The sequence below is a fragment of the Lacinutrix venerupis genome (genome assembly GCF_003663945.1).
GTDB lineage: Bacteria > Bacteroidota > Bacteroidia > Flavobacteriales > Flavobacteriaceae > Lacinutrix > Lacinutrix venerupis.
This window is the reverse complement of sequence record NZ_RCCH01000009.1, coordinates 14,539-33,782: the sequence shown is the minus strand read 5'-3', so window position 1 is coordinate 33,782 and position 19,244 is coordinate 14,539. Positions and strand designations below refer to the sequence as shown.

Genomic DNA, 19,244 nt, shown 5'->3' with positions numbered 1-19,244 from the left:
ACTTAAAATTAGTAATGGAACAAAAAGCACCTTACAATCCAAAATATAAAGTTAGAATAGTAACAGCTGCAGCGTTGTTTGACGGGCACGATGCGTCAATAAACATCATGCGTCGTATAATACAATCTACAGGAGTAGAGGTAATACATTTAGGACACGATAGAAGTGTTGATGAGGTTGTAAATACAGCTATTCAAGAAGATGCAAATGCTATTTGCTTAACGTCTTACCAAGGTGGACATAATGAGTATTTTAAATATATGTACGATCTTTTAAAAGAAAGAGGAGCAGGACATATTAAAATATTTGGCGGCGGCGGCGGCGTTATTTTACCATCAGAAATTAAGGAATTAATGGATTATGGTATTGCCAGAATCTATTCTCCAGATGATGGTCGCGCTATGGGATTACAAGGTATGATTAACGATTTAGTAGAGCAATCAGACTTTGCAATTGGTGATACTTTAAATAATGAAATAGATATACTTGCAACTAAAAACCCTAAAGCTATTGCTAGAGTAATTTCTTCTGCCGAAAATTTCCCAGAAGTTGCAAAAGATACTTTAGATAAAATTCATATAAAAAATAAAAATTCTAAAACACCAGTTTTAGGAATTACAGGAACTGGAGGAGCAGGAAAGTCTAGTTTAGTAGACGAGTTAGTGCGTCGTTTTTTAATCGATTTTCCAGAAAAAACTATTGGTTTGGTATCTGTAGATCCTTCTAAACGAAAAACTGGTGGTGCACTTTTAGGAGATAGAATTCGGATGAATGCTATCAACTCGCCAAGAGTTTACATGCGTAGTTTAGCAACTCGTCAATCTAACTTAGCATTATCAAAATATGTAAATGAAGCGGTTGAAGTTTTAAAAGCTGCTGAATACGATTTAATTATCTTAGAAACTTCAGGTATTGGGCAGAGTGATACCGAAATTATTGAACATTCAGATGTTTCTCTTTACGTCATGACACCAGAATTTGGTGCTGCTACACAATTAGAAAAAATCGACATGTTGGATTTTGCAGATTTAGTAGCCATTAATAAATTTGATAAACGTGGTTCTTTAGATGCTTTACGTGATGTAAAAAAACAATACATGCGTAATAATAATCTATGGGATACGCCACAAGACCAATTACCTGTTTACGGTACCATTGCGTCGCAATTTAACGATCCAGGAATGAATACGCTTTATAAAGCCATCATGGATAAGTTGGTTGAAAAAGCAGATTCAGATTTGAAATCTACGTTCCATATTTCTGATGAAATGAGCGAAAAGATTTTTGTAATTCCGCCAAGTAGAACACGTTATTTATCTGAAATTGCCGAAAATAATCGTGCTTACGATAAAACAGCTAAAACGCAAGTTGAAGTTGCACAAAAATTATATGGTATCTATAAAACTATAGAATCTGTTTTAGAAGTAACGCCAGAACTTGATAAAGCAGGAATAGCTACAGATTCTTACGAAGTAAAAGAAGAGAATAAGGATTTTGTAAAATTACTTATTGCAGAATTCGACCGTGTAAAATTAAACTTAGATCCTTACAACTGGGAAGTTATAACTGGTTGGGACGAAAAGGTAAATAAATATAAAAATCCGATTTATAGTTTTAAAGTAAGAGATAAAGAGATTAAAATTGAAACACATTCTGAGTCTTTATCTCACTTGCAAATTCCGCGTGTAGCTTTACCAAAATACCAAGCTTGGGGAGATTTATTACGTTGGTCGTTACAAGAAAATGTACCAGGAGAATTTCCATATACTTCAGGATTATATCCATTTAAACGTACAGGAGAAGATCCAGCACGTATGTTTGCTGGTGAAGGTGGACCAGAACGTACTAACAGACGTTTTCACTATGTAAGTGCCGGTTTACCAGCTAAACGTTTATCTACTGCTTTTGATAGTGTAACACTTTACGGAAACGATCCAGATTTACGTCCAGATATCTACGGAAAAATTGGTAATGCAGGTGTTTCTATATGTTGTTTAGACGACGCTAAAAAACTATATTCTGGTTTTGATTTAGCTAATGTTATGACATCGGTAAGTATGACCATTAATGGGCCAGCACCAATGTTGTTAGGTTTCTTTATGAATGCCGCCATAGACCAACAATGTGAATTATACATTAAAGAAAATGGTCTTGAAAAAGAAGTAGAAGCAAAAATTGCGAAGCTTTATAAAGGTCAAGAACGTCCTAAATATAATGGTGAATTACCAGAAGGAAATAATGGTTTAGGTTTAATGCTTCTTGGTGTTACAGGAGATCAAGTATTACCAGAAGACGTTTACGCAGAAATTAAAAAGAACACGATTGCTCAGGTTAGAGGAACGGTTCAAGCGGATATTTTAAAAGAAGATCAAGCACAAAACACGTGTATTTTCTCTACAGAATTCGCATTGCGATTAATGGGAGACGTACAAGAGTATTTTATAGAAAATAATGTGCGTAATTTCTATTCGGTTTCTATTTCTGGATATCATATTGCAGAAGCAGGAGCAAACCCAATTACCCAATTAGCATTAACCTTATCTAACGGTTTCACTTATGTGGAATATTATTTAAGTCGTGGTATGGACATTAATAAATTTGGACCAAATTTATCCTTCTTTTTCTCTAACGGAATTGATCCAGAATACGCAGTAATTGGTCGTGTTGCCAGAAAAATTTGGGCAAAAGCCATGAAACATAAATATGGAGCTAATGCAAGAGCACAAATGCTTAAATACCATATTCAAACTTCTGGACGAAGCTTACATGCTCAAGAAATTGATTTTAATGATATTCGTACAACGCTTCAAGCCTTATACGCTATTTACGATAATTGTAACTCTTTGCATACAAATGCTTACGATGAAGCCATTACAACACCAACTGAAGAATCGGTTAGACGTGCAATGGCTATTCAATTAATTATCAACAAAGAATTAGGATTAAATAAAAATGAAAATCCAATACAAGGCTCTTTTATTATTGAAGAATTAACCGATTTAGTTGAAGAAGCAGTATTACAAGAGTTTGATAGAATTACAGAACGTGGTGGTGTTTTAGGTGCAATGGAAACCATGTACCAACGTAGTAAAATACAAGAAGAGAGTTTATACTACGAAACATTAAAACACAACGGAAAGTTCCCAATTGTAGGTGTAAATACATTTTTAAGTTCTAAAGGTTCGCCAACGGTAATTCCTGCGGAAGTAATTAGAGCAACAGAAGAAGAAAAACAATTTCAAATAAAAACTTTAGAGAATTTACATAAAGCCAATGATACTAAGGCAATGCTTAAAGATTTACAGCACAAAGCCATTAATAATGAGAATATTTTTGAAGCTTTAATGGATGTTTGTAAAGTATGTAGTTTAGGTGAAATTACTTCAGCATTGTTTGAAGTAGGAGGTCAGTATCGTAGAAATATGTAAGTATAGCGTCCATTTTTCTTTTTCTAAAAAATGGTGCAAATTACTTATCCCAAACTTGTTTTAGGATTTTAGAGAACTGTTTAATTAGTTACTAAAAAAAAAAGCACTTAATTTATTTAAATTAAGTGCTTTTTTAATAATGGTGGTTGGTTAAATTGTTATAAAGTTAAAGCCCAATGGTTTTGAAGCTTTTTAAAAACTTTTAATTCTTTTCTTAATATAGGAAGGTAGTCTTTTCCATTACTATTGCATTTTTCTAATTTAATACAATTGCGGTAAAGTCTATTTGTTAACCTTTTTAAGCTATAAAGTTGTTTGTGTTTTTTTTCTTTACAATGTTCTAGCTCCACTTTAATAATTTCAGAGCCTAAAGAAACAGATTGTTGCACTATATCGCCAGAAACATAAATGTTTTCATCTTCTTCTCCATTATGTTTTAGGTAAGATAAATCGTCTCTTAAATAAATAGAAATATTTTGCGATAAGTCAAATATGTCTAAAGCCTTTTGGTATATAGGCGATTTTGGTAAATGTGGTGGAAGATTATAATACATTTTTCTTTTTCAATTTTTATCAAATTTAGTAACAAGTTTAAAAAGTTGTATTTAGATATTAAAGTAAAAACAGTTATTTGATTTAATATTTAAATATATTTGTTTAAAATATTTAAATATGACTATAGATAACTTAAATTGGAAGATATTAAATTGTTTGCAAAAGCAAGCAAGACAATCTAATGCCGAAATTGGTAGGCAAGTAGGCATATCGTCTCCCGCTGTTTCAGAACGTATAAAAAAAATGGAAGATGCAGGTGTGATAGAAAGCTATAATACAATGGTTTCTTCTATAGCAGTTGGTTATCAATTTAAAGCTATTATTAATTTAAGAGCGTTTATGGGAATGTTAAAACCTTTTCTAGAAAAGGTAAAAACATATGATGAGGTTACAAATTGTTATAGAATTACTGGAAACGAAAATATTGTAATGGAAGTGGTATTAAGGCATCAAAAACATTTAGAGTCCTTTATAGACCAATTAATTGTTTATGGTGAGGTTAAAACGCAAATAGTTTTATCTCACGTAGTAAAAAACAATCCAGTTAAAAGAATTTAACTAAAATTTGTTATATTTTTTTGCATCTTTTTTAATATTTTTTAGTCTATTATATGAACACTAAATTATAATAATTATGGAAAATATAGAATGTAACTGTAATTGCGAAGGTTGTAAAGATGGAAACTGCAAATCTTGTACATGCGAGAATTGTACTTGTACTAATTGCAATTGTTAATTAAAAGTTGGTTTTATGTAATTTACTTTATGTAAAACCGACTTAATATTATGGTTATGACAACAAAAGAAGTTTGGCAAATATATTCTGGTGATTTAAAACGTTTTATTTTTAGTAAAGTTAAAAATGATGCTGTTGCAGATGATATATTGCAGGATGTATTTATAAAAGTTCATACTAAATTAAGTACTTTACAAGATGTTTCTAAATTAAAATCTTGGTTGTTCTCCATTGCTAGATATTCGGTTTTAGACTATTTTAAAACAAGTAACAAAACATTTGAAATAGCAAATTTCGAAACAGAAACACAAATAAAAGAAACTACTCATACAGAAAAGGAATGTTTGTATGGTATTTTAAAAAGTTTACCCAAAAAATACAGCGAGCCTCTATTTCTTTCAGATATAAAAGGTGTAAAGCAATTGGATATAGCAAAGCAGTTAAACCTTACTTTACCTGCTGTAAAATCTCAAATTCAGCGTGCTAGAAAAATGGTTGCCCAAGGCTTTAAAGATTGTTGCGGTTTTGTAGAAAATGATAATGGCGTATTGGTAGGAGAAATACAAGAGAAAGAAGACTGCAAAATTTGTAATTAAAAAACTTATTATAAAATTTCATAAGCACGACAAAAATGTTTATATTTGTGTCAAATGTCGTTATTATGAAGCCGTATAAACAAGAAACAAGTATCCAAAACTTAGCAAATGAGCCAGAAACCTTTTATGGCTTAGACAATAAATATCATAGAATTATTAGTGTTTTAGGCGGTAGCGCAAATATCTCTCAAGATATAAACAGTGATTTCGATCTTATTCAAATTACTAGAAAGGGCTTACCAAAGTCTGCGGTTTTAACGCTTAGTAAACTTTTAGGTATCTCTATGGAGTACATGAGCGATTTAATACATGTTTCGCATCGTACTATACAACGTAAAAACGATAACGATTTATTAAACGTATATAGTACAGAACAAATTTTAGAAATAGCCCAAGTCGTTTCTCGTGGTATAGAAGTGTTAGGAACGCTAGATAATTTTACCTCTTGGTTACATAGCGATATTCGCGTTTTAAATTATAATAAGCCTATTAGTTTGCTGGATACTAGTTTTGGTACTGCATTAATTTTAGATGTTTTAGGTCGTATAGAGTTTGGTGTTTATTCTTAATTATGCGTGGTTTTAGAATAGCTAAAAAACAATATTTAGAAGATTTATCTGGAGAAGGCTCAAGGCTTTACGGTGGTCGTTGGAATAAAAAAGGTATGGCTATGCTCTATTTTTCAGATAGTCTATCTACAAGCCTTTTAGAGGTTTTAGTACATCTTGATTTTAAATATTTATCAAACGATTTTGGTTATATGGAAGTAGAAATTCCAGACACGATGGTTAATAAAAGTTTAAAGTTAAAAGACTTAGATAAAGATTGGAGAGATAATCCTCCTAAAAGTAGTACAGTTAATTTTGGAACAACTTTTTTAAAAGAAAATAAAAAATTAGCATTAAAAGTTCCTTGTGCTATATTACCGATAGCTAATAATATTTTGGTAAACCCAAAACATAAGGATATTGATAAATTAAAGATTATTAAAATTTCAGATTTAGATATCGATAGTCGCTTGTTAGATACAACAAAACTTTAAAGTCTTTTTTCTGCAATTAAATTTAGGCATTATTCTACTATTATTTAATCACCTATTTTCTTATTAAAATCTTAAAAAGATAAACTATATTTTTTAATTAATTATATAGATGAATTGTTTTTGTAAATTTATTCAATCTAAACAATCAATTACTTTAATGAAACATTTTTTTAAAATCGTTATTGCACTTTTATTTCTATTTACTTCTTGTAAAAAAGATTTAACAACGACAACAACAACGACAACAATAGCAACGACTCAAGAAGTAGATACTTATGTACAAGATAATTATACCAAAAAAGAGGTTAATATTGCCATGCGTGATGGTATAAAACTGCATACAACAATTTATTCTCCGAAAGATACAAGTAAAGTGTATCCAATAATAATGATGAGAACACCATATAGCAGTCAACCATATGGTGAAAATAAATTTAAGGAAAAAATTGGTCCAAATGTACATTTAATGAAAGAAGGAAACATTATTGTTTATCAAGATGTTCGTGGGCGTTGGATGAGTGAAGGTGTTTACGATAATATGCGAGCTTATATTCCCAATAAAAAAGATAATAACGATATTGATGAATCGTCAGACACTTATGATACTATAGATTGGCTTGTAAAAAACGTTGAAAATAATAATGGTCGTGTTGGTACTTGGGGAATTAGCTATCCAGGTTTTTATGCGACATACTCAACTATAGATGCGCATCCAGCGCTTAAGGCAGCGTCACCACAAGCGTGTATTGGCGATTTCTTTTTTGACGATTTTCACCACAACGGTGCTTTTTTATTAAGTTATTTTAGAGCAGTTTCATTATTTGGAACCACAAAAAATAAACCAACAGATTCTGCATGGTATAAATTGCCAAATTTACCAACGCAAGATCAATATCAATTTTTCTTAGATGCAGGACCACTTAGCAATTTAAATAGCTATTTTCAATATGAAACTTTAGATGATAAATCGGTAGCTAAAACAGATAGAATTGATGATGTGTTTTGGAAAGAAATTATAGAACACCCAAACTATGATAGTGTTTGGAAACCAAAAGGACTTATTCAAAATTTAAAACACTCAAAACCTACAGTAGCAACTATGATTGTTGGTGGTTTTTTTGATGCCGAAGATTTATACGGGCCATTGGAAACCTACAAAGCTATCGAGAAAAATAATCCTGAAGCTTATAATACTATTGTTTTTGGACCTTGGGATCATGGTCGTTGGTCTAAAAGTGATGAAAAAAACTATGTAGGTAATTATTTCTTTGGAGACTCGATATCTCTTAATTACCAAAAACAAGTAGAAACAAAGTTTTTTAATCATTTTTTAAAAGGAAATGGAGATAAAAACTCTGGCTTGCCAGAAGCTTATGTTTTTGATTCAGGAAAAAAGGATTGGAGTAGTTTTAATGCTTGGCCACCAGCAAATGTTACAAAACAAAAAATGTATTTAAACGCTAATCAAGAATTAGCAACAACAAAAAAAGGAAATACTAAAGAGGTTTTTATTAGTGATTTAAAAAGACCAGTGCCATATTCTGAAGATATTAAAACCGTATTTACACCAAGAAAATACATGACAGACGACCAACGTTTTGCTGCAAGACGCCCAGATGTATTGGTTTTTGAAACCGAACCACTAAAGAAAGATTTAACCTTAGCAGGAGATATTTTAGCAAATTTAAAAGTAGCAACAACAGGTACAGATGCAGATTGGATTGTTAAAGTTGTAGACGTACATCCTGGAGATATTGAAGAGCAAGAAGCCGGTATGCAAGATCACTTAAAACTTAGTAACTACCACATGATGGTAAGGAGCGAAGTTATGCGTGGTCGTTTTAGAAATAGTTTTGAAAAACCAGAACCATTTGAGCCTAATAAAACAACAGATGTAACTATTAAATTACAAGATGTTTTTCATACAATAAAAGCAGGACACAAATTACAAATTCAGGTTCAAAGTACTTGGTTTCCGCTTATAGATTTAAATCCACAAACTTTTGTGCCAAATATTTACAAAGCAAAAGAGAGCGATTTTAAAAACCAAACACATACCGTATTTAATGCTTCTAATATTGAATTTTCAGTTTTAGTTAATTAATTCGCCAAGGTGGATTTTTTCGATTTTCACCAGCTTTAAAGAGTATAATATTATTACCATCTGGATCTTGGAGTTTGGCTTCGCGCCATAACCAAGACTCATTTTTTGGTAATTGACTAAATGTAATACCTTTATCTTGAAGTTTGTTAACAACAGAGTCAAGCTCATCGTTTTCAAAATAAAGTGTTGTATTGTTTTTTAATAAAATATCATCTGTAAAACATATAGATAATGTTGCCTCACCGTCTGGACATTCTAATCTAGCATAGCGAGGCAAAGCATCTACAATTAATTTTAAACCTAATTTTTTATAAAATGAAACTAGTTGTCTTGTGTTTTCAGTGACTATTGTGACTTGGTTTAAGTTCATTATTATTAGTTTTTTTCTTCATATATAATTTTAAAACAAATAAAAGTAAAATACAAATACTAGAAAGCGCTGTCATTATTAACCATGTATTATTAAAACCTATACCAGATACTATTTGTAATCCTGCGTTAAAACCAAATACGCTAGCAATTGAAAAAGACATAATATACATTGCCATATATTCGCCTTGGTTTCCATTTTTAGCTTGCTCCATTGCATACGCATTAGAGAATGGAAATGCTATCATTTCTCCTACAGTCATTAATAACATTCCTATAATTAATATTCCAGACCAGGTGGTAAGGTTTAATACTAAAAAGCTTAAACCTGTTAATAATGCTCCAAATAAAATTAATGTTATTTTGTTGTAACCGCTTTTTTCAAGCCAGCTAATTAATGGCATTTCAAATAAAAATATAAAAAAACCATTAGCACCTAATAGTAAGCCTATTTCAATTTTGTTTAAAAAATGAACATCTTTATAATATAATGGCATTGCAGAGAAGTATTGAAAGAATACTACTGCAAAAATTAACATTGCAAAAAAGAATATTATAAATGGTTTATTTGAATATACAGATTTTGGATTTTCTACTTCTAGCTTATCTTGAACCTTTGCTTTCTTTGGGTTTAATACATTAAATAAAACTATTGTAGCAATAATACACGTTATACCATCTGTCCAAAATAGCCCAGAATAGTCTAAAGTTGTAATAATTAATCCGCCCAATGCAGGACCTGCTGAGAAACCTAAATTTATAGCTAAACGTATTAATGTTACACTTCTTGTTTTGTTTTCTGGTTTACTATAGGTGCTCATTGCAACAAACATTGCAGGTCTAAAAGTATCGGCAACTATCATTAATAAAAAGATGCCAATGCATAGTGTTTCGAATGTTTTTAAATATTGCACGGCAATAAAAAGGATACCAGTTAAGAATAGGCTGCAAACCATAACCTTGTAGAAACCTATAACATCTGTTAATTTTCCACCTAACCAAGTTCCAATTACAGAGCCTAGACCAAAACAGGTCATTATCCAGCCTACTTTTTCTAAAGAAAGGTTTAAATCTTCTGTTAAATAAATTGATAAAAATGGAATTACCATTGTGCCAGCTCGATTAATAAAAGTTATTAATGCTAGCCACCATACTTCTTGAGAGAGACCTTTAAAGGTGTTTAAGTAGTTATTAAATAGTTTTTTCATGGTTTGGTTGGTTTTTTTCTGTTACATCATTTATAAAAGTTTAATTCGTAATAGGCTTAAAATATAAAAGTCCAACTACGAAGTTGGACTTTTAATATTATATTAATTGATATCTACATCATTATAAAATATAAGAAGCCCGCCTTGTAAAAGTACAAGTGGTATATTGCTTATATAATTTAATGACTAAATTCATTGTTATTTATCTTTTAATACACCAAAGCTAAACATTTTTTTTTAAAGTTGTATTTTTGATGTAAATAAAATAGAATGAAATATATTTTTTGTTTAGTATTACTTTGTGTTTCGGTGTTAAGTTGTGGACAAAACAAGGAACCTATTTTAGGCGATACAGCCTACCAAAGAGAGCAAAATTCTAAATTTAAAGATGCTTCAAAATCGCCTCTAACCTCAAAAGATAGAAAAACATTTAAGGCTTTAGATTTTTTTGAATTCGACTCAACTTTTGTTGTTAAAGCTCATTTAAAAAGAACACCAGACTCTAAGTGGTTTAATATGGAAACTTCTACTAGCCGTATATCTAAAGAGCGAGTTTATGGTATTTTAAGCTTTCAAATAAATAATAAAGAATATAAGCTTAATGTTTACCAAGGTCAAGAATTAATGCAAGAAGAAGGTTTTGAAGATTATTTATTTCTGCCTTATATAGATAATACTAACGGCGAAACAACTTATGGAGGAGGTCGTTATATAGACTTACGAATTCCAGAAGGAGACTCTATAGTAATAGATTTTAATAAAAGTTATAATCCTTATTGTGCGTACGATCCAAAATATTCTTGCCCAATAGTGCCATTAGAAAATGCTATAAATATTAGTGTAACGGCAGGAGTAAAAGCTTATAAAAAGCATTAAAAACTTTTTGCTAAATACATGCCGCCAAATACCGCTAAAAAGCCCATTACAAAACTACTAATGGTATAAATAGCAAAACTTGTAAAATCGCCAGCTTTTAAAAATACATGATTTTCGTAGGCAAAAGTAGAAAAGGTGGTAAAACCTCCACAAAAACCTGTAGCTAATAGTAATGTATGGTTTTGTGTTAATGTGTTGTTTTTTAATGCAATACCTAAAATAATACCAATTAATAAACTTCCTAAAATGTTTGCAGCAAAGGTACCATATGGAATACCGTTTTCTGAATTATTTAAAAACTTACCTAATAAATAGCGCATTACGCTTCCAAAGCCACCACCAATAAATACAAGTAAAATGTTTTTCATATAAAAAAAATGTACTGCAATATTATCTATTTTTTTCTAATCTTCTTATAGAATGTAATTTTTTTTAGAATTTAAATTTTAACATATATAGTGTTAACTATTTTGTTATTAGTGTATTAAATGGTGTGTTCTATTGGTAAACATATATTAAGCCATTAGAAATTTGGCGGAAACTGAAAAGCCAAAATAGAGTAGGTGCGCTATTTAATTTTTATTTATTATGAAAACTTTAAACGAAAAGCAACTATTGGTTGCTAGACAAGAATTTAAACCATTTTTGTCTTTAGGAGGAAAAAACCTTTCTAAGCTTAAACTAAAAACATCTTTAGATTTTTTTGCTCAAAAAATGAACACCACATTTGAATCTTTAGGTTGTATTGGCTATAACTCTAAAAAACAACAGCTAACAGCAACTATTAACATTAAGAGATCTAGTGGTTATTCTGGTTCTCTTTGCGAAAATGGATCTTACGAGTATGTTAGGTTTTATATAGATTATCAAGATGGAGATGGTTGGCAAGATATGGGAGTAGTAGGTGTTAATGTACACGATATTCCTACAGAGAAAGATTGTGATAATCAAGACGAAAAGCCAATTACTTATGTAGCAAGATTAGATATAGAATCTAAAAGAAAATTTTGTTCTGTGCCTAACTTGCCAATGGTAAGAGCGGTATTATCTTGGAATACTGTTCCAGAGCCTAATGATCCAGATTTAGAAATTGGTACTTATGTTTGGAGCGATACTAAAGATGCTCAAATTCAAATAGAGCCTTATAAATTCTTTTTACCAGATTTTCCAATTTTAGAAGTTGATGATATTTTAAATTCGATAATTTTAAATCCTAGTTTATCATTAAATCAATTAACATTACAACAACCCGAAAAACTTTTAGCTATTAAAAAAGCAAAAGCAGCAATAAAACCAAAGACGCTAAATTTTTCGGAGCTTTCAGTTTTGTATAATAAGAATAAAATTAAACCACACCGTTTTGGTATTAAAGAATTGCAAAGTGTTATAAAGGCTCCAAATCATATAGAGTTAAATAATATTTCGAATATTTTTGAAGTAAATAATTGGGATTTATTAGACAGTTTAGCAGAATTTAATAATGTAAACTGCGACACAGAATTCGAAGAATTAGTATGTGTTGGTGCAGATTATAATAGACAAGCTTTAATAGGAACATTTAAAGTTAATAAATCTTCTGGTTATAATGGTGGATTATGTACAGACGGAAGTAAAGAATATGTTTCTTTTTGGATACAAACCGAAGAAAATTGCGAATGGATACATGCTGGTACAACATACGTAAACGTTTACGATATTCCAGGTGTTCCAGATAATGGAATTTTTTACTCTGCAGTACTGCCTTATAAATTTGATGATTTAAAACAAGAGTGCGGAAATCCACAAGTGTTAAAAGTAAAGGCAATATTATCTTGGAATGTTGAGCCACAAGGTATGGAGTGTTCTCGTTGGGGAAATATACTAGAGTCTTATGTACAAATTCAACCAGAAAAAGCTACTATAGGAAATGGACCGGAAATAGTTGCTATTGGTGGAGTAGATGTAAACTGGATAGGAGCAAATGGGTTAACTATGCCAAGTGCACATTTTAGATTTACTGGTTTGGAGGTTACTAATAGAAGCGCTTTTGGAGGTTTAATTATTGTAGAAGCAAAAACTAATAAATTTAACGGTCAGCGCTATAAAGTAAGAGTCGATAATTTAAATACTGGAGATAGTTATTATGTGGATAATTCTTTTGTAATGGATAATGTTTTTAATGTTTCTCACGCTAATTCAATAACAAAAGAATATACTTATTATGGAGATGCTACCAATAACTCTTTAAACGCAGTAGCTAAATTTTATCCAGGAACAAACGATTTAATAAGAGTAACTATTGAACATACAGATGGGACATCGTCAAGTAAAGTTATTCAAATGGATAATAGTAATCCAGATTTGGAGTTAAATATTACAAATTATGGTGATTGTTCTCATTTTGTAAAAGGTCTGCCAATAAGTGGTAATTTTTCTGTTTCAGAAAGCCATATAGAATATTATCGTTTAAGTACGTCTATAAACGAATCTGGTGTTAATATTTTAGAGCATGTAATTCCTACAGATCTTACAGAAACAGAGTTTTCAGGAACATTTAATTTTACTGCATCGTCTACAAAAAACTGTGGAGTAATTAGCATATTTGCAAAACCAAGAACTGTAATTCATAGTAGAGAGATGCATGATGGTAAAAACTTGCCTAAAACAATATGTTTAAAGGAAAGTTGATTTTTTATTAAAGAAGATCTGCTATGTCTATTTTACAGCGATATAAATTTCAGTTTTTAAGTTTGCTGGATTTGGTGTGTTTATTGGCGAGTTTAAGTATGCTTCTATATTAGGTCCATCTTCATCTTGTTCTAAACCGCTTTTTGCAATTGTAATTGTTGCTTTTTCCCAAGCTTCTTTTAAGTTGCTATAGTCACCAGTTAATGTTGTTTTTACAGCCTTAAAAGGTTCTAATTGACCAGTTAAGATATTGCTATCTGTAGTAATAACTTTTGCAGTTGTAGGTACACAACAAGAAAACATAACAGCATTGTTTTCTTCATCCCATTTATGGTATAAAATATATGGTGCGCCAGCCATTGTAATGTTATTTTTTAATGCATAATTTATAACTTCAGGAAGCATAGTTGCCATTTTAGATTGGAAATCCTGAAATGTTGTTGCTGTGGTATTGTATATATAATAACCACCGCTATGTTGTGTTGTTTCGCTATCTACAACAATGTTATATTTTTTCATGTCGTTAATAACAATGCTATCAAGTTTTTCTAAGCTACGTTCGTAATCAGGACCAATAAGTTCTTCCATTCCTCCTATAAAAGCCGTGTAGGCTTTAAAATCGAAAGGCAAATTTTTTCCAGAAATACTCCATGTAACATCTGTAGATCCATTAGTATTTGGTGTAAATTTCCAAGCCACATCAGATTTTGGATATTCTCCAACTTGCATAACTTGTGTTATAGATTTATTTGCGTTTGTTTCAACAGTTTTCATAGTGCCAATACCTTCTTTACCTTCCCAAGTATAGCTAGCGCCTTCTCCAATTGTTTGTTCTGGTAACGTTATTTTTATACTAGGTTCTTTTTCTACCCATGATGACCAAGACTCCCAACTTTTAAAATTATTTACTTTGTTAAAAATAACTTCGGCAGGAGCATTTATTGTACGAGTTCTTGTTACAGAAAATTCGCTTGGTTGAACAGCAATGTAAATTGCTAGTGCAATAATGGCAATAAGTAAAAGAAAGAAAATGTATTTTATGGCTTTCATATATAATAAGTTAAGTTGGTTACTATCAAATTTACAAAATTTATATATTTAAGTTTTATTTAAATATAAATTTTATGGCTGCAATAAGTCCTATAAAAGAAATAAAAGCAACTAATACCCAAAAAGTTCCTTTGTAATGTTGTTTGTGTAATTTTAGATCCTTTCTGTAAGTATAAATTAGAGCTAAAATAAAAACAAGGGCAAAACAAATGGCAAAAATTAATTGTCCTGTACTAAACATATTTACTATTTTTATGCAAAAATAACGAATACAAGTAGTAAAAATCGATTTCAATGAAAAATAAAATAGAAGCCGTAAAAGCATTTCATACAGCATTTAAAATAGGACATTTAGAATCTCCTAAAGCAGACTTAGGAAATGCTAAAAACACGTTGCGTTTTAAATTAATGCAAGAAGAAAACGAAGAGTATCTTGAAGCTGCAAATAATGATGATTTGGTTGAAGTTGCAGATGCTTTAGGTGATATGCTTTATATACTTTGCGGTACTATTATAGAACATGGTATGCAACATAAAATAGAAGAGGTTTTTAACGAGATACAACGTAGTAATATGAGTAAACTTGACGAAAATGGGCAACCAATTTATAGAGAAGATGGAAAAGTATTAAAAGGACCAAATTATTTTAAGCCAGATATTAAAGCTATTTTAGATAAAATATAAACTTATGTAAATAAAAAAAGCAACTAATCTAGTTGCTTTTTTTTTATTGTGATAAATGGATTTTTAGGTATAAATTATTTATACTTTAATTCTCCATCCAAAAGGATCTTCAATTTTATTAGTTTGTATTGCTACAATTTTGTTTTTTAATTTTTCTCCAAAAGTATCTTTAATTTCTGGTAAGTCGAAATCTTGATCTCTAAAACCAAAACCAGAAATTGGAGATATTACAGCAGCTGTTCCTGCACCAAAAATCTCTTTTAAGCTTCCGTTTTTTGCAGCTTCAACAAGTTCACTTACTTTAATTTTTCTTACTTCAGTTTTTATACCTTCAGCTTTAGCAAGTTCCAAAATACTTTTTCTAGTAACTCCATCAAGAATTCTGTCGCTTACAGGAGAAGTTAAAAGCGTATCATTAATACGTACAAAAACATTCATTGCTCCAGCCTCTTCAATATATTCGTGTGTTGTATCGTCGGTCCATATAACTTGTTGGTATCCTTTGTCCTTAGCTAATTGTGTTGGATAAAACTGCCCAGCATAATTACCTCCTGCTTTAGCAAAGCCAACACCTCCATTAGCAGAACGTGAATATTTCTCTTCGATTAATACTTTTACTTTACCAGCAAAATAAGAACCAGATGGAGCGCAAGCTATTATAAATTTATAATTATCTGCTGGAGAAGCATGAAAGCCTTCGCCAGTAGCAAAAGTAAAAGGTCTTATATATAACGAACTTCCTTCTTTAGTAGGAATCCAATCTTTTTCTATATTTAAAAGCGCTTTTAAACCTTCCATAAAATAATCTTCAGGAATTTCTGGAATAGCTAAACGTTTTGCCGAAATATTTAAACGCTTTACATTGTCTAATGGGCGAAATAAAAAGATATCATTGTTAGAGTCTTTATAGGCTTTCATCCCTTCGAAAATAGATTGTCCGTAATGAAAAATCTTCGCAGAAGGCATTAAACTAATAGGAGCAAAAGGTTCAATTTGTGGTAATTGCCATTTTCCATCTATATAGTCGCAAGTTAGCATATGGTCTGAAAATACTTGACCAAAAGCAAGATTATTAAAATCTATACTATCAATTTTAGACGTTTTTACTTTGTTAATTTTTATTTGTTCTCTTGTTAGTTGTCCCATGAATATAAGTGTGGTTTTTCGATTACAAAAATACAGAATAAAGTTTTAAGAAATTAGAATTTCATCTTAAAATAGTATCTTTGAAAAGTAAATTACTAATAAAATATAATTATGAAAAAAACAATACTTGTATTAGCAATGGCTTTAGCAATATTTGCTTGTAAAAATGATGCAAAATCTAACGAAGAAATGCCTGCTGAAGAAATTGCGGAAGTAACATATAAATCTTTTGGAAAAGAAATTATTGCAGACGATGCCATGTCTACTGCTTCTATGGCAGAACATTACAAGAAAATGAATGTTGGAGATAGCATAAACAGTAAAATGATTGCTAAAGTAGACGATGTTTGTCAAGCAAAAGGTTGCTGGATGAAATTAGACTTAGAGAATGGAGAGCAAGTAATGGTTAAATTTAAAGATTATGGTTTTTTTATGCCAAAAAATATTGCAGGACAAGACGTAATTATTAATGGTAAAGCTTATGTAAATGAAGTTCCTGTAGAGGAGCTACGCCATTACGCAGAAGATGCAGGTAAATCTGCCGAAGAAATTGCGCAAATTACAGAGCCTAAAAAAACGTATTCTTTTGAAGCAGATGGTGTACTACTAGTTGAAGAATAAACAATGAAACACCTACTGTGTATATTATCTTTGGCTTTAGTTTTTAGTTGTAATTCTAAAGTTAAAGAAAATGAAAAAAGCGTTTCTAATAAAAAGGTTTACGATATGTATGAACCTTCTGAAATGGCAAATTTAATGAATGCCTTTTATGCTGAAAATGAAAAAATAAAGGCTGAAATTTTAGCAGGAGATACACTTGGAGAATTTCCTTTAGATTTCATGAAAATTCATACAGCAGAACTTTCAGATTTTAAAAAGCGTAACGATAAATTTAAAGCTTATTCTCAATTATATATTAATGCAGAACAAGAGGTTTTTAATTCAGAATCAAAAATTCCTATAGAAGATCGATTTAATAATGCAATTGGTGTTTGTATTTCATGTCATCAAACAGAATGTACGGGACCAATTCCAAGAATTAAAAAGCTACTAATTAAATAGTTTTTTTGAAACGTAAAATAATGATTACTAAAGATGGTTCTACAACCATCCATATACCAGAGTGGAACGAACAATACCATTCCACACATGGCGCTATACAAGAGGCTGAGCATGTTTATTTAAAACATGGCTTAGCCTTTTTTTATACATCTAATAATTTATATAAAACAAAATCTCAAGTTTCTATTTTAGAAATTGGTTTTGGTACAGGTTTAAATGCGTTTTTAACTGCAATTAAAGCAGAAGAGTTAAAGCTAAATTGTAATTATGTAGGCGTAGAAGGTTTTCCTGTTTCTATTGAAGAACTAAAAGCTTTAAACTTTACTAAAGCCTTAAAAAGAGAGACTATATTTAATGCTATTCATACTTGTGCATGGGAGCAAAGTTGTGAAATTTCTAAATATTTCGATTTAAAAAAAGAACAAAAACAGTTTGCTCAAATTACAGAAGTAAACAAATATGATGTTGTTTATTTTGATGCATTTGGGCCACGAGTTCAACCAGAATTATGGACAGAAAAAATATTCGAAATTATGTATAAGGCAATGAAGGTAAATGGCGTTTTAGTTACATATTGTGCTCAAGGTCATGCAAGGCGAGCTATGATGTCGGTAGGATTTACTGTAGAAAGAGTAGAAGGACCTCCAGGAAAGAGACATATGCTAAGAGCTGTTAAATTATAATACAAACATAAAATTTAGAAATTTTATTAGTATTTATCACACCGCCATTTTAAATGTCTTTAGTTAACGTTAAACCTTACTTAAATGTCTTTCTTTATTATAGAATGTATTGTACTTTTAAATAAAAAGATATGAAAGTACTTATTACAGGAGCAACAGGCTTAATAGGTAGTGAAATTGTAAAGCAATGTCATAAAAAAAATATTGATGTAAATTACCTTACTACTAGTAAAAATAAGATAGAAAATAAAGATAATTTTAAAGGTTTCTATTGGAACCCAAGTCAATCTAAAATAGATGTTAATTGCCTTAAAAATGTTGATGTTATTATACATTTAGTAGGAGCAAGTATTTCTAAACGTTGGACAAAAGAGCACAAACAGGCTATAATAAATAGCAGGTTGGAAACCACAGCATTACTGCACGAAACTTTAAAAAATAACCATAATGCTATAACGCAAATTATTTCTGCTAGCGCCATTGGTTATTACCCAGATTCTTTAACTAAATATTATACAGAAGATGAAAAAGAAGTTAGTAATTCTTTTCTTGGTAAAGTAGTTCAAGAATGGGAACAAGTTGTAGATAGTTTTAAAGCATTAAATATAATTGTATCTAAAGTTAGAATTGGTGTTGTATTATCTAATAAAGGTGGAGCTTTTCCTGAATTAGCAAAACCTATAAAATATGGCGTTGGAGCTGCAATGGGAACAGGAAAACAATGGATGTCTTGGATACATTTACATGATTTAGCAGGAATATTTTTGTATGTATTAGAAAACGAATTAGAAGGTGTTTATAATGGTGTTGCACCAAATCCTGTGACTAATAAAATGCTAACAAAGGCCATTGCTAAAAAAATGAAAATGCCTCTATTTCTACCAAATATTCCAAAATTTGTAATGAAAATTATTCTAGGAGAAATGCATATTATCTTATTTGAAAGTCAGCGTGTAAGTTCAAAAAAAATAGAAAAATTTAATTATAAGTTTGAGTATTTTAATTTAGATTCTGCTTTAAACGATTTAGTATAATTTT

General features: G+C 30.5%; 19 protein-coding genes. 13 read left to right on the top strand and 6 right to left on the bottom strand.

The features are described 5' to 3' along the window. The first annotated feature begins 14 nt into the window (after positions 1 to 14). Positions 15 to 3,428, top strand: a complete 3,414-nt coding sequence (locus CLV86_RS13055) for a methylmalonyl-CoA mutase family protein (RefSeq protein ID WP_121052970.1) — start codon at positions 15 to 17, stop codon at positions 3,426 to 3,428. Between the two features lie 158 nt (positions 3,429 to 3,586). Here CLV86_RS13055 and CLV86_RS13050 read toward each other — a convergent pair whose 3' ends face one another. Next, on the bottom strand, positions 3,587 to 3,982 hold the full coding sequence (locus CLV86_RS13050) for a hypothetical protein (RefSeq protein ID WP_076732285.1): 396 nt from the start codon (positions 3,980 to 3,982) through the stop codon (positions 3,587 to 3,589). Between the two features lie 118 nt (positions 3,983 to 4,100). On the opposite strand from CLV86_RS13050, the gene CLV86_RS13045 reads away from it, so the two are divergent. From CLV86_RS13045 to CLV86_RS13025, 5 genes are all read left to right on the top strand, one after another. Continuing rightward, positions 4,101 to 4,541 (top strand): Lrp/AsnC family transcriptional regulator, encoded by a 441-nt coding sequence (locus CLV86_RS13045; protein WP_076732286.1) that lies wholly within the window; start codon positions 4,101 to 4,103, stop codon positions 4,539 to 4,541. Between the two features lie 234 nt (positions 4,542 to 4,775). Next, positions 4,776 to 5,315: a sigma-70 family RNA polymerase sigma factor gene (locus CLV86_RS13040; protein WP_170148549.1), complete on the top strand. Its 540-nt coding sequence runs from the start codon at positions 4,776 to 4,778 to the stop codon at positions 5,313 to 5,315. Positions 5,316 to 5,380: 65 nt separating this feature from the next. Beyond that, positions 5,381 to 5,884 (top strand): type II RES/Xre toxin-antitoxin system antitoxin, encoded by a 504-nt coding sequence (parS, locus tag CLV86_RS13035; RefSeq protein ID WP_076732287.1) that lies wholly within the window; start codon positions 5,381 to 5,383, stop codon positions 5,882 to 5,884. Positions 5,885 to 5,886: 2 nt separating this feature from the next. Continuing rightward, positions 5,887 to 6,357, top strand: coding sequence for an RES family NAD+ phosphorylase (locus CLV86_RS13030; protein ID WP_121052966.1), 471 nt, complete (start codon positions 5,887 to 5,889; stop codon positions 6,355 to 6,357). A gap of 157 nt (positions 6,358 to 6,514) precedes the next feature. After that, the gene (locus CLV86_RS13025) at positions 6,515 to 8,461 is read left to right on the top strand and encodes a CocE/NonD family hydrolase (protein ID WP_121052964.1); all 1,947 of its coding nucleotides are present in this window, start codon (positions 6,515 to 6,517) and stop codon (positions 8,459 to 8,461) included. On the opposite strand, the gene CLV86_RS13020 is transcribed toward CLV86_RS13025, so the two are convergent. Together CLV86_RS13020 and CLV86_RS13015 are read right to left on the bottom strand one after the other, a co-directional pair. Next, positions 8,454 to 8,831 carry a VOC family protein gene (locus tag CLV86_RS13020; RefSeq protein WP_076732290.1) on the bottom strand — a complete coding sequence of 126 codons (378 nt, stop codon included), beginning with the start codon at positions 8,829 to 8,831 and terminating at the stop codon, positions 8,454 to 8,456. The two genes, CLV86_RS13025 and CLV86_RS13020, sit on opposite strands and share 8 nt — an antisense overlap. Further along, on the bottom strand, positions 8,800 to 10,038 hold the full coding sequence (locus CLV86_RS13015; RefSeq protein ID WP_121052962.1) for an MDR family MFS transporter: 1,239 nt from the start codon (positions 10,036 to 10,038) through the stop codon (positions 8,800 to 8,802). Before CLV86_RS13015 ends, CLV86_RS13020 begins: the two co-directional genes overlap by 32 nt. 270 nt (positions 10,039 to 10,308) lie before the next feature. Between CLV86_RS13015 and CLV86_RS13010 the strand changes: the two genes are divergently transcribed. Next, positions 10,309 to 10,914 carry a DUF1684 domain-containing protein gene (locus CLV86_RS13010; RefSeq protein WP_121052960.1) on the top strand — a complete coding sequence of 202 codons (606 nt, stop codon included), beginning with the start codon at positions 10,309 to 10,311 and terminating at the stop codon, positions 10,912 to 10,914. On the opposite strand, the gene crcB is transcribed toward CLV86_RS13010, so the two are convergent. Then, positions 10,911 to 11,282 carry a fluoride efflux transporter CrcB gene (gene crcB / locus CLV86_RS13005; protein WP_076732293.1) on the bottom strand — a complete coding sequence of 124 codons (372 nt, stop codon included), beginning with the start codon at positions 11,280 to 11,282 and terminating at the stop codon, positions 10,911 to 10,913. The genes CLV86_RS13010 and crcB overlap by 4 nt on opposite strands. A gap of 220 nt (positions 11,283 to 11,502) precedes the next feature. Between crcB and CLV86_RS13000 the strand changes: the two genes are divergently transcribed. Then, positions 11,503 to 13,581 (top strand): hypothetical protein, encoded by a 2,079-nt coding sequence (locus CLV86_RS13000; protein WP_121052958.1) that lies wholly within the window; start codon positions 11,503 to 11,505, stop codon positions 13,579 to 13,581. A gap of 27 nt (positions 13,582 to 13,608) precedes the next feature. Here CLV86_RS13000 and CLV86_RS12995 read toward each other — a convergent pair whose 3' ends face one another. After that, positions 13,609 to 14,631: an SRPBCC family protein gene (locus tag CLV86_RS12995; protein ID WP_121052956.1), complete on the bottom strand. Its 1,023-nt coding sequence runs from the start codon at positions 14,629 to 14,631 to the stop codon at positions 13,609 to 13,611. A 294-nt stretch (positions 14,632 to 14,925) separates the two neighbouring features. Here CLV86_RS12995 and CLV86_RS12985 point away from each other — a divergent pair, with 294 nt between their 5' ends. Continuing rightward, positions 14,926 to 15,315 carry a pyrophosphohydrolase domain-containing protein gene (locus CLV86_RS12985; RefSeq protein WP_076732297.1) on the top strand — a complete coding sequence of 130 codons (390 nt, stop codon included), beginning with the start codon at positions 14,926 to 14,928 and terminating at the stop codon, positions 15,313 to 15,315. A gap of 78 nt (positions 15,316 to 15,393) precedes the next feature. On the opposite strand, the gene CLV86_RS12980 is transcribed toward CLV86_RS12985, so the two are convergent. Then, the gene (locus CLV86_RS12980; RefSeq protein ID WP_121052954.1) at positions 15,394 to 16,461 is read right to left on the bottom strand and encodes a branched-chain amino acid aminotransferase; all 1,068 of its coding nucleotides are present in this window, start codon (positions 16,459 to 16,461) and stop codon (positions 15,394 to 15,396) included. A 111-nt stretch (positions 16,462 to 16,572) separates the two neighbouring features. Between CLV86_RS12980 and CLV86_RS12975 the strand changes: the two genes are divergently transcribed. The 4 genes from CLV86_RS12975 (at position 16,573) to CLV86_RS12960 (ending at position 19,240) form a co-directional block, all read left to right on the top strand. Further along, the gene (locus tag CLV86_RS12975; protein WP_076732299.1) at positions 16,573 to 17,082 is read left to right on the top strand and encodes a DUF4920 domain-containing protein; all 510 of its coding nucleotides are present in this window, start codon (positions 16,573 to 16,575) and stop codon (positions 17,080 to 17,082) included. Between the two features lie 3 nt (positions 17,083 to 17,085). Next, complete coding sequence (locus CLV86_RS12970) at positions 17,086 to 17,523, top strand: hypothetical protein (RefSeq protein ID WP_121052952.1); 438 nt, start codon at positions 17,086 to 17,088, stop codon at positions 17,521 to 17,523. Positions 17,524 to 17,543: 20 nt separating this feature from the next. Further along, on the top strand, positions 17,544 to 18,206 hold the full coding sequence (gene mnmC2, locus CLV86_RS12965; RefSeq protein ID WP_346227280.1) for a tRNA (5-methylaminomethyl-2-thiouridine)(34)-methyltransferase MnmC2: 663 nt from the start codon (positions 17,544 to 17,546) through the stop codon (positions 18,204 to 18,206). A gap of 131 nt (positions 18,207 to 18,337) precedes the next feature. Continuing rightward, positions 18,338 to 19,240: a TIGR01777 family oxidoreductase gene (locus CLV86_RS12960; protein WP_121052947.1), complete on the top strand. Its 903-nt coding sequence runs from the start codon at positions 18,338 to 18,340 to the stop codon at positions 19,238 to 19,240. Positions 19,241 to 19,244 lie beyond the last annotated feature (4 nt).

Bases quoted from the DNA above. Each gene is read 5' to 3' on its own strand.
- CLV86_RS13055 (WP_121052970.1), top strand. From the start codon at position 15: ATGGAACAAAAAGCACCTTACAATCCAAAATATAAAGTTAGAATAGTA.
- CLV86_RS13050 (WP_076732285.1), bottom strand. From the start codon at position 3,982: ATGTATTATAATCTTCCACCACATTTACCAAAATCGCCTATATACCAA.
- CLV86_RS13045 (WP_076732286.1), top strand. From the start codon at position 4,101: ATGACTATAGATAACTTAAATTGGAAGATATTAAATTGTTTGCAAAAG.
- CLV86_RS13040 (WP_170148549.1), top strand. From the start codon at position 4,776: ATGACAACAAAAGAAGTTTGGCAAATATATTCTGGTGATTTAAAACGT.
- parS (WP_076732287.1), top strand. From the start codon at position 5,381: ATGAAGCCGTATAAACAAGAAACAAGTATCCAAAACTTAGCAAATGAG.
- CLV86_RS13030 (WP_121052966.1), top strand. From the start codon at position 5,887: ATGCGTGGTTTTAGAATAGCTAAAAAACAATATTTAGAAGATTTATCT.
- CLV86_RS13025 (WP_121052964.1), top strand. From the start codon at position 6,515: ATGAAACATTTTTTTAAAATCGTTATTGCACTTTTATTTCTATTTACT.
- CLV86_RS13020 (WP_076732290.1), bottom strand. From the start codon at position 8,831: ATGAACTTAAACCAAGTCACAATAGTCACTGAAAACACAAGACAACTA.
- CLV86_RS13015 (WP_121052962.1), bottom strand. From the start codon at position 10,038: ATGAAAAAACTATTTAATAACTACTTAAACACCTTTAAAGGTCTCTCT.
- CLV86_RS13010 (WP_121052960.1), top strand. From the start codon at position 10,309: ATGAAATATATTTTTTGTTTAGTATTACTTTGTGTTTCGGTGTTAAGT.
- crcB (WP_076732293.1), bottom strand. From the start codon at position 11,282: ATGAAAAACATTTTACTTGTATTTATTGGTGGTGGCTTTGGAAGCGTA.
- CLV86_RS13000 (WP_121052958.1), top strand. From the start codon at position 11,503: ATGAAAACTTTAAACGAAAAGCAACTATTGGTTGCTAGACAAGAATTT.
- CLV86_RS12995 (WP_121052956.1), bottom strand. From the start codon at position 14,631: ATGAAAGCCATAAAATACATTTTCTTTCTTTTACTTATTGCCATTATT.
- CLV86_RS12985 (WP_076732297.1), top strand. From the start codon at position 14,926: ATGAAAAATAAAATAGAAGCCGTAAAAGCATTTCATACAGCATTTAAA.
- CLV86_RS12980 (WP_121052954.1), bottom strand. From the start codon at position 16,461: ATGGGACAACTAACAAGAGAACAAATAAAAATTAACAAAGTAAAAACG.
- CLV86_RS12975 (WP_076732299.1), top strand. From the start codon at position 16,573: ATGAAAAAAACAATACTTGTATTAGCAATGGCTTTAGCAATATTTGCT.
- CLV86_RS12970 (WP_121052952.1), top strand. From the start codon at position 17,086: ATGAAACACCTACTGTGTATATTATCTTTGGCTTTAGTTTTTAGTTGT.
- mnmC2 (WP_346227280.1), top strand. From the start codon at position 17,544: ATGATTACTAAAGATGGTTCTACAACCATCCATATACCAGAGTGGAAC.
- CLV86_RS12960 (WP_121052947.1), top strand. From the start codon at position 18,338: ATGAAAGTACTTATTACAGGAGCAACAGGCTTAATAGGTAGTGAAATT.